This window comes from Collinsella sp. AF16-8 (assembly GCF_003462695.1).
Lineage (GTDB): Bacteria > Actinomycetota > Coriobacteriia > Coriobacteriales > Coriobacteriaceae > Collinsella.
This window is the reverse complement of the sequence record NZ_QRXX01000008.1, coordinates 118443-134509: the sequence shown is the minus strand read 5'-3', so window position 1 is coordinate 134509 and position 16067 is coordinate 118443. Positions and strand designations below refer to the sequence as shown.

The window sequence follows — 16067 nt, the reverse complement described above, 5'->3', positions numbered from 1 at the left end:
GGCCGTGTTCCGCTATGCGGTTGTCAATTTGCGAAAGAAATTATGCGTCACCCGAAAATCCGACGAACTCAAGGTAGACAGTTAGAAAATACAAGATGGTGCTGAAGTTCGACAGAAAAACGAACGTCATATAAAGCAAAACCGTACGGTTTTTCATGCTCCACCCTCCAAGAGTCAGCAATCTAAATCGGAATCTTGGAAAAGCATGAGGGCAAAGCTGTCAGCTATGTGTTACAAGGCGTCAATAATCACTTGATGCCTCGAAGCCAATTAATCTCACGAAGCAAGATGACGCAATAGGTGCAGAAAAACCGACTGGTGTCGATCAGTCCAGGCATTTTGTCGATAGCAAAAGTAGATGGGCAAGGCTACGTCATGTGAGGCTTCAATGGAGCACTCGCTCACTTCCGATCCATCCGATGCGAGAGAAGAGCCAGAAAAACTCAATATCAATCCCCCGGCTTGAAGAAACTCAGCCTGCGCCCTGTTTCCGTATTCGACATCGCGAAAGCGGAAATTAACCAGCTGAGCTTCGGGACATTGATTGATTGCATTGAGACAGGGTGACAAATTAATGGGAACAGCGAGCCTGCCGCCCAGTAACTCACGAATGGTCATAGCGTCAACAGATTGATGACCAGCTGGACATGAAAGAACCCTGAGCTCCTTTTCACCCATATATTTTGAAGAAAGGACGCTGTCCCGTGGTTCCTCAAACGAGATAGCCGCGTCCGAAATTCCAAGTATAAGTGATTCAAAGCATGTTGCCGTTGGCTGATGCCACACATCAAGATGAATCTGAGGGTGCGAGCGTTCAAACGAGTCATACCAGTTTTCGGCAAAAAGGCGCCCCCGCCCATGAAGGCAGGGGGCATAAAGACGAAAGTGGCCGTCGGGCGAGACGCCGTCGTCCCTCGATTGAGCGTACTTTTTGAGATCGTCGACTTGTGCCAGAATCACGCGTGCACGACGCGCAAATTCTCTGCCCGCCGGAGACAAAACAGCCTCCCCCGCCGATCGGTCGAGCAAAACAATCTGATACTCAGATTCCAACTTTTTGATTGCCGACGAAACAGCCTGCGGACTCACATGAACGGCGCGAGCTGCTTTGCGCACGCCGCCATAGTTCGCTACCGCTTGAAGGTATTCGAGTTGAGAAAGCTGCATAGATTACTCCAAAGGCAGCCAAGTCGACGGCCTACGCGCCCTCAGATGAGGTTCTCGCCCAGGTTCTTGCCACCGAGAACGTGCATGTGGAAGTGCATGACGGTCTGGCCGGCGTTGACGCCCTTGTTGGAGATGACGCGGAAACCGTCCTCCAAGCCCTTGGCCTTGGCGACCTCCTGGATGGCGTGAGCCATGGCGCCCATGGTCTCGGCAGGTACGTTGTCGGCGATGTCACTGTAGTGCTTCTTGGGGATCACGAGCGTATGGACCGGCGCCTGGGGATTGAGGTCGTCGAAGGCGATGACCTGGTCGTCCTCATAGACAACGGTCGAGGGGATCTCGTGGTTGGCAATTTTGCAGAAGATGCAATCGCACATGGTTGGTTCCTTTCTCACAGACCAAGGTAATTATATTTGGTCGGGATGGTTAGAACGAGAGGTTGTCGTCGGTGTTGGCGGCTTCGCCGTCGGCGAGTACGTCGTTGCCGTCGACGTCCTTAAGGAGCACCGAGACTTTCTGCTCGGCATCGGACAAGCGGGTGCGCAGGCTCTTGAGGAGCTCGACGCCGCGGGTATAGCTCTCGAGCGACTCCTCAAGCTCCATATCGCCCGACTCCAGGCTACGGATGATGAGCTCCAGCTCCTGCGAGGCCTGCTTGTAGGTGAGCTGCTCCACCGGGGTCTTCTCTGCCATATATGTTTCCTTTCCTAAAGGTTTATCACTATGAAACGCGGTCTACTCGACTGCGTTGACGGTTGCCGACACGTTGCCGTCCGCCATGCGCACGCGGATGGCGTCGCCGGGCTTAAAGGTCTTGGCGCTCGTAGCAACCCCATCATCGCTGTACGCGATGGAGTAACCGCGGGCAAGTACCTTAAGCGGCGACAGGGCATCGAGCGAAGCCGCCGCTCGGCCCAAGTCGGACGCGGGCTTGCTGAGCATCGTGCGCCCCTGATGCTCCAGACGGGAACTCGCAAGCGTGAGCGCAGGGCGTTTGCCATCGAGCCCCGAAGTGCTTGCAACCAAACGCTCGGGCAGGCGCTCAAAGTTGGAGCGGAATGCCCCGACCGAGCGCGCTATGGCGCCCGACAGGCGGTCGGCAGTCAGGGCAAGCTCGGACTCGCGACGCTCAACCATAAACGTTGGATCGTTAAGACACGGGCGGCACGCGGCTGCATCGAGCGCGTCGCCCAGACGAGCCGTATAGGTGTCCCAGGCACGACGGCCGCGTTGGTCGAGCATTTCCAGATCGACCTGATCAGACCCGATCATCGAAGCCATCGCGGCGCCCAGACGCTGATGGCGCGTCTCGAGCACGTCGGCCAACTCCGTCATAGCCGGCGCCACCGATTCTGCCGCTGCCGTTGGCGTGGAGGCGCGACGGTCGCTCACCATGTCGCAGATCGAGGTATCGGGCTCATGCCCAATGCCCGTCACCACAGGCACGGGACAGGCTGCCACCGCACGGGCAAGCTCCTCGTCGTTAAAGGTCATGAGGTCCTCAAAGGAGCCGCCGCCGCGCACCAGCAAAATACAGTCGGGCGCCGGCGCAATGGAAGCGGCGCGGCGCAGGCCCTCAATGAGCTCGGCCGGCGCACCCTCGCCTTGAACCTTGGCGCCCACACAGACGAGCTCGACAAGCGGGTTGCGACGACGCAATGTGCGCTTGACGTCGTCGATTACGGCACCCGAAAGCGAGGTGACGACCGCCACGCGGGAGCAGAACACCGGGATGCGGCGCTTGCGCGCTTCGTCCATCAGGCCCTCGCGGCGTAGCTTTTCGGCCAGTTGCGCCACTTGTTGACGCAGCAGACCCTCCCCCGCCAGCGAGAACGAGCGGGCAACGAAGCTCATGCGACCCGTAGGCTTGTAGAGATTGAAGCTGCCCTTAAAGCTTACCTGCATGCCGTCGCGCAAGTCGAAGGTGCGCTTAAGGTAGGCGCCCTTCCAGATGATGCAGTCGACGGCGGCCGAGTCGTCTTTAATCTGGAAGTAGCAGTGGCCGCTTCGGGCGTTGGGACCACGGAAACCCGTGACCTCGCCCAGGACACTCAGCTGCGGAATGGCATCGAGCGCACCGGCGGCGATCTCTACCGCCTGGCTCACGCTGAGCTCCTTACGCTCCTGCTCGTCCGAACCGTCGAACTCGGCGGAAACGGCATTGCCGGTTAGATTCCAGCCTGCCACGCAGCCTCCTTTCGTCATCGTGCACAAGGGCTCCGGCCCTGCGCAAATTTAAGTCCAACACATAGTACAGCGCCGCGGGGACACGAATCCCCGCGGCGCCTGCCTGTCCCATTTGTTATCGGTTGGAGTTTCTGTTGTAGCGAGCCATAAGATAGAGCAGCTGAATAATCGAGGTGAGCGCAGCGGCAACATAGGTAAGCGCGGCGGCCGTCAGCACCTTCTTGGCACCGTTGACCTGCTTGGAACTCATGCCCGACTGCTCGATATACGCCACGGCGCGGCGGCTGGCGTCAATCTCGACCGGCAGCGTAACGAGCTGGAACAGCACGCTAAACGAGAAGAAGATCAGCGCGAGGGTCGTGAGTCCCGCGATGTTCATAAACAGGCCCAAGAGCAACACGATGGTCCAGGTGTTCTGGGTAAAGTTGACGACCGGCACGAGGGCGGTACGTACCTTCATCATGGCATAGCCGCTTTGACGCTGGGCGGCATGGCCCGCCTCGTGGCAGGCGACGGCAACGCTTGCGACCGAACCGCCCGAACGATTGGCATCCGACAGATACAGGTTGTTGTCCTGCGGGTTGTAATGGTCGGTGAGCTCGCCAGCGACACCCTTGATACCCACGGCACTACAACCGTTGGCATCGAGCATGCGGCGAGCGACCGTGGCACCCGTATCGCCGTCCGAGCGAACCTTGGACCAGGTTTTGTACGTCGAGTTGATATAGTTCTGTGCGGCAAGGCCAAGCACCGTGCAGACAAGAACAACCAGCAGGTACAGCGGGTCGATGCCAAAGCCGTATCCATAGTAATAGGGCATGCGAATTCCTCCGAATCGAGTTACACGTTGGAGGCATTCTACCCACTCAGCAGACTAGGCTTCCCTATAACAACTCAATCTTTCCGTCCTTCACGGTGAGCCCCATATTGCCGGAAAGCAGATCGTCCAGGCGCGAACCCACAAGCTCAAAACGCCAGCCTTCGCGCAGGGGGCTTTGCTCAGGATGCTCGATGTAATCGGCCAGGTCATCGCGCGAGGCAATGACCGAGGTCGCCACCCCCGAGCGCTCGGCAACCAGGCGGATGAGCGCGTACATGAGATCCGTCACGCTCTCCAGCTCCGGAGAGATCTGGCGATGCCCGCGCACCATGAGCGGCAGGCGATCGTGCGGGCAGCTCGCACCGCGCTTGATGGCCATGAGCGCGCCGTCCACGTCGCGCTCCCCCAACTGGTCGGTACCGCGAATGCTACGGAACTCCTCAACGCGCACGGGATTGCGCTTAACGAGCGCCAGCAGCGTATCGTCGGACATGACCCACTTGCGCGGGATGTTGCGGCGCTCGGCGCGGTCCTCGCGCCAGGCGGCGAGCTCGCGCGCGATGCCCAACTGGTGACGGCTGCACGAATTGATGCGTTTGACCTTACGGAACGCCTCGTGGCGATCGGCGCGATAGTGCGACTCGTCAGCCAGCGGGCGCAGCTCGTCGAGCACCCAGTCCACGCGGCCCAGCTCGCGCAGGCGGCTCATCATCTCGGTATAGGCGACGATCAGGTACTTGACGTCATCGATCGCGTACTCGATCTGTTTGTCGGTCAGCGGGCGACGCGACCAGTCGGTCAGCGACTCGGTCTTGGGCAGCGAGACGCCGCAAAACGTCTGCACGAGCGCGCCGTAGGAAATCTGCTGGCGTTCGCCCAAAAAGGCGGCGGCCACCTGCGTGTCAAAAATCGGACGCGGCAGCACGCCCACGGTATGGAGCATAACCTCCATATCCTGCGAGCAGGCGTGGAAGACTTTGATCACGCTCTCGTCGGCCATAAGCTCGGCCAGCGGCGACAGGTCGTCGATCACCAGAGGGTCGACCGCAACGCTCTCGGCAGGGGTGGCAATCTGAACCAAACACAGGCGCGGATGGAACGTGCGCTCGCGCAAAAACTCGGTATCGACGGCAATCGCGTCAAACTCACGGGCGCGCTGGCAAAAGTCGAGTAGAGCCTGATGTGTGGAAATGTACATATCAACCCATCGAATAAGGTTAGGCCCGAAAAACACGGGTAGGATATCGGCATTGCCTTACAACTATACTCGGTTAGTCACAGAACGGGAACGTAAGTATGCGCTGCCTTATCATCCACAACCCGGCATCGGGCCCCAGCTCAGATGAAATCTACGCATTCACGCACGCCCTCGCGCAGGGCGGCGACGAGGTCGTGATGCGTTTTATCGGCGATGGCATGGAACCCGAAGACGCCGTGGCAGACGTGCGCGAGTTTGATCGCGTGGTGATTTCGGGCGGCGACGGCACCGTCTCCAACGTACTCGACCAAATGCGCGGATGCGGCGTCCCCACGCTCGTCTTCCCCTCCGGCACAGCCTGCCTGTTCTTTAACAACATCGGTAATGCCCCCGAGGCAGCGGCACTTGCCAAGGCCTGCCGTGCCGGTCGCACGGTCAAAGTGGACATGGGCGAGCTCTTTTGGCTCGACGAGAACGGCAACGAAAGGCGCCACGGCTTTATCATCATCGCCGGCTCGGGCTTCGACGCCGAGATCATGATGAAGGCCGCCCCTACCAAAAACGACATCGGCGAGATCGCCTACTTCCTCTCCGCGCTCGCCACGCCCAACCCCACGGTGGCGCACTTTACCATCGAGCATGACGGCATTGTCGAGGAGCTCGATGGCATCTGCTGCATGGCCGGCAACACCTCGGTCATCCAAAACGACATCAACCTGTTCCCCAACTGCCGCATGAACGACGGCATGGTCGACATTGCGGTCATCGAACCCGTGCGCACCGTGCAGCTGCTGCCTACCGTGATCACCGCTGCGCTTGACCCCGCCGGCAAGGTACTCGGGCGCCCACAGTTCAAGATCATCCAGACCAAGGAAGCCAAGATCACCTGCACCCCGTCACTGGGCATGCAGTTCGATGGCGAGATTATCTCCAGCAATTCGGGCGTCTTTGGAGCCCGCGCGCTTCCGCAATGCCTCGACCTCATCGTCGACGAATTCTCCCCGCTCGGAAAATAGGAGGACCCTATGAACGACAATCCCCTGATCGGCTTTATTGTCATCGTCTTGGCCATGCTCGTCGGTTACGCCATCAACGTGATTCACCGCCGGAAGAAGTAATTCCACATTGGAATGATATTCATCCAATTATCGTCTCCCCTGCTGTTTATGCATTTGCCAAACAGCGGGGGATTTTCATTTCGGGCATTCCCAGCTACTTTATTCGTCTACAGTAATTGCAGGGCGTCTTTATTAAAGTAAAGCTACAAACTGAGTACAATTAACCGCTCATCGCATATTTCATCACGCTTATCGAGTAAGTTTCTTTCATAGATGAATATTGTTTCCAGTTCGTTACGCTAATGAGGTGTCTTTATTGGCTGAAGCCCTCTGGCGACAGAGGGCTTTCGCACGCTGGGAGGGAAAATGAGGAAAACTCGCCCCGTCAACGCGCTCAAGAAGCTAGGCATAGGCCTCGCCTTTGGAGCTGCGACCATCATGTCCATGCCGACATCTGCGCTCGCCTGCACGCAGATGTACATGGGCAAAAACCTTACGGCCGACGGCAACACGTACTACGGCCGCGCCGAGGACTTTGGCAAGCGCTATCTTAAGCACTACGGCATCGAACCTGCCCACGAACCTGGCTTTACGTACAGCTCGATTGAATCTGCTTTTGAATACACTTCGAACAAGCCCACCTATCGCTACAGCTATGTACGCGACCACCCCTCCAACTGGGAGGGCCGCACCGATGCCTACTCCGAGGCCGGCATCAACGAGAAGGGCGTCTCCTGCTCCGCCACGTTGAGCACCTCCTATAACGAAAAGGCAGAAGCCGCAGACCCCATCGATGAGAAAGTAGGTCTGGGCGAGTACAGCTACGGCAGCATCATCCTGGGCGAGAGCGCCACGGCCCGCGAGGGCGTCAAGCTCCTCGGCAGCCTGATTGACGAGAAGGGCACCTGCACCAACGACCAGATCATCATCTCCGACAACAACGAGACCTGGCTGTTCGCCACACTTTCTGCCCATCAGTGGATCGCCATGAAGTTGACCGATGACGTCGCCTCGCTCAACCCCAACATCGGCGGACTCAATTACGATGTCGACCTTGATGACGCCGAGAACTGCCTCCACTCCGAGGGCATCCAGACCATGCCCGAGGAAAATGGCTTCGCCGAGTACACCGACGGCAAGTTCGACGTTGCCAAGACCTATGGCGAGAGAATCACTGAAAGCGGCAGGCATCAGTGGACTCGCTATGTCCAAGGCCGAGACTACTTCATGAACCCGCTAATCAAGGACAAGGACTACACCATCGTTAAAGACGAGGATGGTACCGGCGCAGCCGTCAGCGAAATTCAGCCCCTGTTCTTCAAGCCTGGCAAGTCTGGCTGGAGCACCTTTGAGCTGATTCGTGCCTTTGGCAACCGCGGCGAGAACGTTCCCGGACTCAACGCGGTCACCGATGGTGTCTACGCCATCGGCACCGAGCGCAACACCGAGATCAACCTCTTCCAGATTCGTCGTGGCCTTGACCCCCAGGTCGCCACCATCCAGTGGGAAATGCTCTCCCGCGCCGCATACTCTGTTGCCATCCCGCTGTACTCTGCCCTGATAACCGAAGTTAGCCCCTACTTCAGCGATCAGACTGTCTCCTTCGATCACTGCAAACAGACTGACGTCGTGTACAACGAGGAGCCCGAAAACTCCATCAACTACGTCCTCATGGACATCAGCTCCCTCTGCTTTGAGAATCCCGATACCCTTGGTATCAGCGTCCGCTCCTACCTCGATGCACTCCAGAACGAGCTCATCGAGCAGAACAAGGAAGTCGACACCGCCATGCTGGCCGAGACGACCCCCGAGGGCCGCACCGCCCTAGCCAACAAGGCCGGCAAGGCTGCCACCGAGAACACTTACGTCAAGTGCAAGGCCCTGCTCCAGGAGATGCGCGAATACCTGAAGGCTGAGAACTTCGACGAGCCCTTCACTCCGAGCGATCTGAACACTGAGACCAACGGCCTCAAGGTATCCATCACCTACGCCAAGGATGCTCTTGCCACCGACCCCGTCACCCCGGATCAGCCCGGTACCCCCGAGCAGCCCGGCACTCCCGAGCAGCCCGGTACCCCCGAGCAGCCCGCTAAGCCCGAGCAGCCCACCACCAAGCCCGAGAAGCCCGGCAAGTCGGACACCACGACCACGGTAACCACCAACAAGACGAACACCAAGGGCGGCCTGCCCACCACTGGCGATCGTTTTGATGGCCGCATGGTGGCTGCATTCGCCATCGCTGGCGTTGCCGTCATCTCCGCGGGCGGTTACTTCCTCTACCGTCGCAATAAGGAGTAACGTCTTAGCTGAGCGGGCGGGGCACATGAGTCACCACGCCCACTTAACCCGCCTTTTTGACCGACGGGAAACCCGCCTGAAATCTTTTTAAAAAAGATTTCCCCGCACACACTTCGCTGTGCTATAGTGCAGCGCAACAGCAACTAGGTGCGACCGCGCCACGGCATCACGAAAGGAGCCACCAACATGAAGAACACGATGAAGTCTCTCAACAACTGGTGGTGGCGTGATGCGAATACGATCGGTCGACAGTGAGTCCCTCACGCCTGTTTTTGCGCTCTAGGTGATTGGAAGGCCTCCGGTTTCGACCGGGGGCCTTTTTCTATCTCGAGCCCGATCGCATTCGCATCACGCGCCTCCGCTTTTCCCTTGCAATCCCCTTCCGAAAGGATTTTCACCATGTCTCAGAACACCACCGCCACCCAGCCCCGCACCGTCCAGACCGCCGATCGCGGCAAACTCGATGTCCGCGCCCTCGTCCTGCTCGCCATCCTGCTCGCCGCCGGCTTCATCCTCAACTTCACCGTCGGCAAGGCAATCTCGGGCATCTCGGGCGGCATGATCAGCCCCGAGTTCATCATCTCGGCCTTCTGCCTCACCATCCTGGTCGTTCGCCCCAACATCGGCCAGGCGCTCGTCATTGGCCTCATCTCGGCTGCCGTGATCCAGATCACCACCACTTCGCCGTTCGTCGATTTTGCCGCCGAGGGCATCGCCGCCATGCTCATGGCCGGCATCGTCAACGCCGCCGGCAAGAACGGTCAGGTTAAGCCTGCCGTCGCCATCGTCGCTACCTTCGTGACCACCTTTGTCTCCGGCGTCATCTTCATGGTTATCAAGATGGCCATGCTTGGCGTGGTCGGCGAGCTCGCCGCCGCTATGTTGCCCGTCGTCGCCATGACCGCCGTCTTTAACGCCATTCTGGTCGGCGCCCTCTACCTGCCCATCCAGAAGGCCCTGAAGCTCAACTAACCCACAGTGACCCATCGGTAAAGACCGTCCCAAACAACTAGCTCTTGGGGACGTTCTTAAACGACTAGTCATTAAAGAACGTCCCCAATGACTATGAAAGGTATCCATGGAAACGATCATCAACGTCGACGATGTCTCGTTCTCCTATGGCACGCAGACCGAGCAGGCGCTCAGCCACATCTCGCTCAGCGTGAACAAGGGAGATTTCATCGGCATCATCGGGCCCTCGGGCGCCGGCAAGTCCACGCTTGCCGCCTGCCTGTCAGGTGCCGTGCCCCACCACTACACCGGCACGTTCTTTGGGTCCGTCATGGTTGACGGCCACGACACCTGCGAAGCCTCGCTCACCGACGTGTCGCAAATCGTCGGCAGCGTGCTGCAGGATATCGACACGCAGATGGTCGCCTCGGTCGTCGAGGACGAGATGCTCTTTGGCCTCGAGAACTTTGGCGTTCCCCACGACCAGATCGAGCAGCGCGTGAGCGAAACGCTCGAGACCGTCGGCATCAGCGACCTGCGCGACCGCGAGATCGCCACCCTCTCGGGCGGACAGAAGCAAAAGGTAGCCATCGCCGCCATCCTCGCCATGCGTCCGCGCGTTTTGGTTCTCGACGAGCCCACCGCGGCACTCGACCCCGCAAGCTCCACGTTGGTCTTCGAGACGCTGCGTGAGGCAAACCGCGCACTTGGAATTACCATCGTCGTCGTTGAGCAAAAGGTCGCCCTGCTCTCGGAGTACTGCAACCGCGTGCTCGTGCTCAACCATGGCGAAATCGCGCTGCAGGGCGAACCACACGAGGTCTTCGCGCATACCGACGAGCTCCGTGCCATCGGCGTCGACTGCCCTCGCGTCACGCGTATCTTCAATAGCCTCGAGGCCGATGGCCTGGTAAGCGGTACCCCTTGCTTGGATGTCGATGAGGCTGAGCGCCTGATTTCGGGCATTGTCGACCCCGCACACGCAAGCAGCGACATTCAGGCACCCGCCGGCTCACCGCACGCACCGTCGTTGCGCCCTCATGCCAAGGACGCCGAACCCGTACTCACCTTCGACCATGTTGAGTTTGCCTATCCCAATGGCGGCGCCGCCGTACACGACCTCAACCTGACCCTCTATCCCGGCGAGCTCGTGGGCATCGTCGGCCAGAACGGTGCCGGCAAGACCACGCTCACCAAGCTGCTCACGGGCCTGCTTAAGCCCGCCTCGGGCAGCGTGCGCGTTACAGGGCTGGATACCGCAGCCGTTCCCACGAGCCGCATCGCCCGCGAAGTCGCGACCCTCTTCCAAAACCCCGACCGCCAGATCTGCAAGGATACCGTACTCAACGAGGTCGCTTTTGGCCTGGAGCTTGCCGGCATCGACCGCGCCGAGGCTCTGCGTCGTGCTCAACTTGTTATCGACCGCTTTGGCCTGCCTGCCGATGAGGCACCTTTCTCGCTTTCGCGCGGCCAGCGACAAATGGTGGCGCTTGCCTCCGTCGTAGTGGTTGAGCCCAAGATCGTCGTGCTCGACGAGCCCACGAGCGGCCTTGATTACCGCGAGTGCATGACCGTCATGGAAACAGTGCGCACCATGGCCGAGCGCGGTTGCGCCGTTATCATGGTCTGCCACGATATGGAAGTCGTCTCGGATTTTGCCGAGCGTATCGTAGTAATGGCCGACGGTCGCATCCTCGGCCGCGGCCGCACGCACGAGCTATTCTCGAACATCGATCTCATGCAGCGTGCCTATGTTGAGCCGCCCCAGGTTATTGAACTCTCGCGCCGTCTGGCATCTTCCGTCTCGCCCGCTTTTGCGCAGGTGAGCGAGGTCACCGATGTCGTTCGCATTACCAAGGAGATGGTCCGCCGTGGTTAACGTCATCGACTACATGCCGGGCGATACGCTACTGCATCGCCTGAACCCCGTCGTCAAATTGGCCCTCGCCGCCGCCATCATCGTCGGCATCTTCTTGTCCGACACCTACGTGGCGCTGCTGGGCTTTTTGGTGCTCACCCTTGCGCTGGGTGCCTATGCCGGCGTCGTCGACCGTCTGTTCTCGCTGCTCAAGTTGCTGATTCCGCTCGCGCTTATCATGCTGGTGCTCCAGCTTGCCTTTATGCGCGATGGCAACGTTGTGTGGGGCTTTATCACCGACACGGGCCTCATCACAGGATCGAAGGCCTGTCTGCGCCTGCTGGGTGTGGCGTTACCGCTCATCCTCATGCTCATGGTGACCAAGCTCAACGACCTTGCCAACGCCTGCGTCGAGGTGCTGCACGTACCATATCGCTATGCCTTCACCTTTACCACGGCGCTGCGCTTTGTGCCGGTGTTTGGTCAGGAGATGAACGCCATCATGGAAGCGCAGACCGCGCGCGGCGTCGAGTACGACACCAAGAACCCTATCACGAAGCTTAAGCTCATGCTGCCACTGTGTGTGCCGCTGCTCATCTCGAGCGTGGGCAAGACCGATGCCACGGCCTTGGCGGCAGAACAGCGCGGCTTCTATCTGCGCACGCGCGCCAGCTCGTACAAGCGCTACCCCATCAAGGGCCTGGACATCGCCGTACTCATCGTCAGCATCGCCCTCATCGCCATCGGCTTCCTGTTCTAGTTCGCCACCGACAGCAACCGCCCAACGCAAAAGGCCTCGGCTCGCACCAAACGAGCCGAGGCCTTTATTGTTTCACCAGATAAAACCTACCAAAATTAACCTGTCCCTTTTTGACGGGTCGGAAGCTAGAGGCGGTAGGGGACGCCGCTGCGGATGATGGATTCGCGCACCAGGACATCCATAGCATCGAGGGTGATCTCGGGCATCTCTCGATACTTCTGCAGCACCGATAGCTCGGTGCAGGCCAGAATGACACGGTCGCAGCCGCTACGGGCGAACTCCCACATCACGCGGTCGAACTTATCCATATCGGGCTCGCGTCCGGCTTTCACATCATCGTAGATAAGCGACATCACATCGTTCTGACGTTTCTCGCTGGGATAGACGACCTCAACACCCGCAGCCTCGCATTCGCGGCCGTAGACGCCCGCGCCCACGGTTCCGTCGGTGCCCATAATGCCAATCTTGTGCACCGGCTCGGCCGGCATACTCAGGTTGGGGTCGAACTCGCACTCCCCCATCACCGCACCCGCAAGGGCATAGCGCACCGACTCACGCGGCATGTGGATAATCGGCACCTTCGTAAACGACTGGATCTGGTCGTAGAAGTAGTGTGACGTGTTGCAGGGAATGGCAATGTGCGCACAGCCCAGCGACTCGAGTGCCTGGGCACACTCTTTCATGGTCGCCAGCAGCTTGGCGTGCTCGCCAGTCTTAATGGCCAGCGTGCGGTCGGGCATGGTCGACTTGGAGAGCACCACCATGTCGATATGATCCTGATCGCAGGCAGCAGCCGTATGACGCACTACCTGGTCGTAGTAATACGACGTGGCCTCGGCGCCCATGCCGCCGATAACTCCCAGCTTTTCCATCGCCGCCTCCTTGGTGACGCTTGCGCAATTGCGCGTATCATACCCGCGCCCGCCCGATGTAAACCGGACGGGCGCCGCACTCATCTACTTGTAATACGTCTTGAACAGCTTAAAGTGGCGCAGCTTGGTGTGCCACATGCGCAGCCAGCGGTTAAAGACAAAGTCGCCCTTCATAAACGAAGGGTCGGCGCCCTTGCCTTCCTTGTCCAGGCGATGCACCTTAGCGCGCAGCTCGGGATCCTTGACGTACTTGTCGACGACGCCCATGGGGACGACCATCCACAGCGCCTCGTCCTGCGCCGTCACAAACTCCGGCTCAAACGGGCGGTTGAACACATACTCGTCCACCACATACTTGGCAACGTTAAAGCCGCTGTTAGTGACGTAGTAGTTGCTGCGACCTTGGCGCGTGTTGAAATCGAAGAACTTAAACGAGCCGTCGCGCTCGTCGTACTTAACGTCAAAGTTGGAATAGCCCACAAAGTGAAGGTCCTCGAGCAACTTGCGCACGCCGCCCATGAGCTCGTCATTGGGCTCGGTGATGATACAGGCGTGGTTGCCGACACCGTGAGGCTGATGCTCCTCGAGCAGCACGTGACCCAGGCACATCATGCGCACCTTGCCGTTGCGGTCGGAATAACTGGTGAGCACGCGCATGTACTCGTCATTGCCGGGCACGCGATCCTGCAAGATCAGGTCGTCGGTGTAGCCGCTGGCATACGAGTCGCGAATGACCTGTTCCAGCTCGGCACGGTCGGCAATCTCATAGGCCTTTTTCTGGCCCTCGAACTCGTGCTGCCACCACATGATGCCGTCAGAAGGCTTCAGAATCATCGGGTAGGGAAAATCGATCTGGTCGAGCACTTCGGCAGGCGCCTCGCCTTGGGCGTTCAGCATCGCCATGGTGAAGGTAAAGGTATGCGGATAGGGCACGCCATGCTTCTCGCACAGCTCGTAGAAGATCTCCTTCTTCTGACACTGCTCAAGCATGCTATAGGGAGCGTAAGGCGCGACGATGTTATCCGCCAACTCATGGGCATCCTTGGCCTGAGCCACGAGGGCAACATAGTTATCGCCACAGCCCACAAGGACAATCGTCTTATCGGCATGCGCTTGGGCAATGCCGTTGACGGTCCTGAGCATCACGGACATGGTATCGATATCCACGTTGGGCGTGTAGTCGATAATCTGGCTGCGGTACGCGGGACCCGTCTGATACTTGCCAAAGACCAGACTCTTGACCTGGTACTCCTCATAGAAGGCGCGCGCCACCGAATAGGCGTTGATGTCGCCACCGAGCAGCACGGGAATGAACTCGCGCTCTGTAAACTGCAATGCCATGGAAACTTCCTATCATGAACTGCCCACACAACGGGGCGGTCTTTGCGCAACTGATTTATTCTAGCGTGCCAAGCCGCCGGCGCCCAAAGCTCCACCGTATCTATGGCAATCAGCGCAATTATCCAGCATGAAATCCGCCCTCGCCGTAATGGGACCCTGTAGTTGCAAAACCCCACATGAGGCGACTTTTGATAAAAAAACCCTCTCGACAGGGTTCCGTAACGTTAAAGTTGAACTCTATGGTTTCTCAACAATTCATCATAACTGCAGGTCAAAGCCAAAGCCTCAAGTTCAACTTGACCCTTTGGAACCTTTAAGGTTCAAGTTGAGGTCGAAAGCAGTAGTAGAATACCGTTCGAACCATAACCTACGATTGATTGCAGAGGGACTGGATGCAGCATTCGAATCATCGCACCGCAGCGCTCATTGCGTCGAAGCCGGCTCGTATCATCACGAGCGCCGCGCTCGCCGTTGCGCTGACGGCCACGCCGATGCTCTCCCCCGTTGCGGCGTATGCCGCCTCGCAGGCAACGCAGGACCAGCTTTCCGCAGCCCAGCAGAAGATCGAAGCCGCCACGAGCGCCTACAACGACGCCCGCACCAAACTCGATGACCTGCAAAAGCAGATTGACTCCAACGAGGCAAGCATCGAGGAAATCGAGGCTAAGCTTCCCGAGCAGCAGGCCAAGGCAAGCTCCGCCATGCGCGATCTGTACAAGTATCAGAAGGGCACCAATCCCATCGTGAGCTTCCTGGTCAATGCGCAGAGCCTGGGTGAGTTCATCACGACCTGCAAATACACCAACCAGATCACGAGCTCGAGCGTCGACGAGATCGAACAGCTCAATAACATGCAAACCGAACTCGAGCAGAACAAGGCTGAGCTCCAGCAGGCCAAGTCCCAGCTTGAGGCAGAGCAGAAAAACGCCGAGGATGCGTTGGCTCAGGCCCAGCAGCTCCGCAGCGAGGCGCAGGCAAAAGCCGAGCAGGAAAATGCCGCCGAGCTTGCCAAGCTTGAGGCCGATAAAGCCGCTGCCGCCGAAAAGCTCTCGGGCGAGGGCGTGAGCGGCAGCAATTCCAGCAGCCAGGCCACCAACACCAACACCACCATCGACACCACGGTGAACAACGCCAATACCGGTAGCTCCGATTACGATTCGTTCATCAATGAGTGGACGAGCCGCATCGACAATTATCTCGCCGGCTCCCCCATGGCAGGCCAGGGCTATAACTTTGCCGTCGCCGCTTGGAATACCGGTGTCGACCCCCGTTGGTCCCCCGCCATCGCCTGCATCGAGAGCACCAAGGGTGCTTATTGCGCCAATTCTTACAACGCCTGGGGCTGGAGCGCCCGTGGCGGCGGTTGGCGCAGCTTTGGCAGCTGGAGCGAGGGCATCTCCGCTCACGTTGCCTATCTGGGCGCCAATTACGGCTCCACCCTTACCCCGGCAGCGGCCAAAAAGTACTGCCCGCCCACGTGGCAGGACTGGTACAACAAAGTCGCCGCTCAGATGAACCGCATCTAAGTGCAACTGCAAAGGGCCCCAATGGGGCCCT

Annotated in this window: 14 protein-coding genes; 6 read left to right on the top strand and 8 right to left on the bottom strand. The window is 59.0% G+C overall.

Features of this window, described 5'->3' with window-relative positions:
• Nucleotides 1-276: 276 nt before the first annotated feature.
• From DWW73_RS08300 to rnd, 6 genes are all read right to left on the bottom strand, one after another.
• Nucleotides 277-1167 (bottom strand): LysR family transcriptional regulator, encoded by an 891-nt coding sequence (locus DWW73_RS08300; protein WP_117779287.1) that lies wholly within the window; start codon nt 1165-1167, stop codon nt 277-279.
• Between the two features lie 41 nt (nt 1168-1208).
• A complete protein-coding gene (locus DWW73_RS08295) occupies nt 1209-1544 on the bottom strand; it encodes a histidine triad nucleotide-binding protein (RefSeq protein WP_035137921.1) in 336 nt (111 codons plus the stop codon).
• Nucleotides 1545-1593: 49 nt separating this feature from the next.
• Complete coding sequence (gene xseB / locus DWW73_RS08290) at nt 1594-1860, bottom strand: exodeoxyribonuclease VII small subunit (RefSeq protein WP_006234311.1); 267 nt, start codon at nt 1858-1860, stop codon at nt 1594-1596.
• Between the two features lie 42 nt (nt 1861-1902).
• On the bottom strand, nt 1903-3354 hold the full coding sequence (xseA, locus tag DWW73_RS08285) for an exodeoxyribonuclease VII large subunit (RefSeq protein WP_369833052.1): 1452 nt from the start codon (nt 3352-3354) through the stop codon (nt 1903-1905).
• Between the two features lie 115 nt (nt 3355-3469).
• Entirely contained in the window at nt 3470-4174 is a 705-nt protein-coding gene (locus DWW73_RS08280) for a zinc metallopeptidase (RefSeq protein ID WP_006234314.1), read from the bottom strand.
• Between the two features lie 64 nt (nt 4175-4238).
• Nucleotides 4239-5372: a ribonuclease D gene (rnd, locus tag DWW73_RS08275; protein ID WP_117779286.1), complete on the bottom strand. Its 1134-nt coding sequence runs from the start codon at nt 5370-5372 to the stop codon at nt 4239-4241.
• A 98-nt stretch (nt 5373-5470) separates the two neighbouring features.
• On the opposite strand from rnd, the gene DWW73_RS08270 reads away from it, so the two are divergent.
• The 5 genes from DWW73_RS08270 (at nt 5471) to DWW73_RS08250 (ending at nt 12297) form a co-directional block, all read left to right on the top strand.
• Nucleotides 5471-6388, top strand: coding sequence for a diacylglycerol kinase family protein (locus tag DWW73_RS08270; RefSeq protein WP_117779285.1), 918 nt, complete (start codon nt 5471-5473; stop codon nt 6386-6388).
• A gap of 408 nt (nt 6389-6796) precedes the next feature.
• Nucleotides 6797-8728, top strand: a complete 1932-nt coding sequence (locus DWW73_RS08265) for a C69 family dipeptidase (RefSeq protein WP_117779284.1) — start codon at nt 6797-6799, stop codon at nt 8726-8728.
• 399 nt (nt 8729-9127) lie between these two features.
• Nucleotides 9128-9700 carry a hypothetical protein gene (locus tag DWW73_RS08260; RefSeq protein WP_117635404.1) on the top strand — a complete coding sequence of 191 codons (573 nt, stop codon included), beginning with the start codon at nt 9128-9130 and terminating at the stop codon, nt 9698-9700.
• A 106-nt stretch (nt 9701-9806) separates the two neighbouring features.
• Entirely contained in the window at nt 9807-11558 is a 1752-nt protein-coding gene (locus tag DWW73_RS08255) for an ABC transporter ATP-binding protein (RefSeq protein ID WP_117779283.1), read from the top strand.
• On the top strand, nt 11551-12297 hold the full coding sequence (locus tag DWW73_RS08250) for an energy-coupling factor transporter transmembrane protein EcfT (RefSeq protein WP_117779282.1): 747 nt from the start codon (nt 11551-11553) through the stop codon (nt 12295-12297). Before DWW73_RS08255 ends, DWW73_RS08250 begins: the two co-directional genes overlap by 8 nt.
• A gap of 125 nt (nt 12298-12422) precedes the next feature.
• Here the strand turns inward: DWW73_RS08250 and DWW73_RS08245 are convergent, their stop codons facing one another.
• Complete coding sequence (locus DWW73_RS08245) at nt 12423-13169, bottom strand: aspartate/glutamate racemase family protein (protein WP_233509171.1); 747 nt, start codon at nt 13167-13169, stop codon at nt 12423-12425.
• Nucleotides 13170-13253: 84 nt separating this feature from the next.
• Nucleotides 13254-14510 (bottom strand): ATP-grasp domain-containing protein, encoded by a 1257-nt coding sequence (locus DWW73_RS08240; protein WP_117779280.1) that lies wholly within the window; start codon nt 14508-14510, stop codon nt 13254-13256.
• A 392-nt stretch (nt 14511-14902) separates the two neighbouring features.
• Between DWW73_RS08240 and DWW73_RS08235 the strand changes: the two genes are divergently transcribed.
• Nucleotides 14903-16036, top strand: a complete 1134-nt coding sequence (locus tag DWW73_RS08235) for a glucosaminidase domain-containing protein (RefSeq protein ID WP_006234328.1) — start codon at nt 14903-14905, stop codon at nt 16034-16036.
• Nucleotides 16037-16067 lie beyond the last annotated feature (31 nt).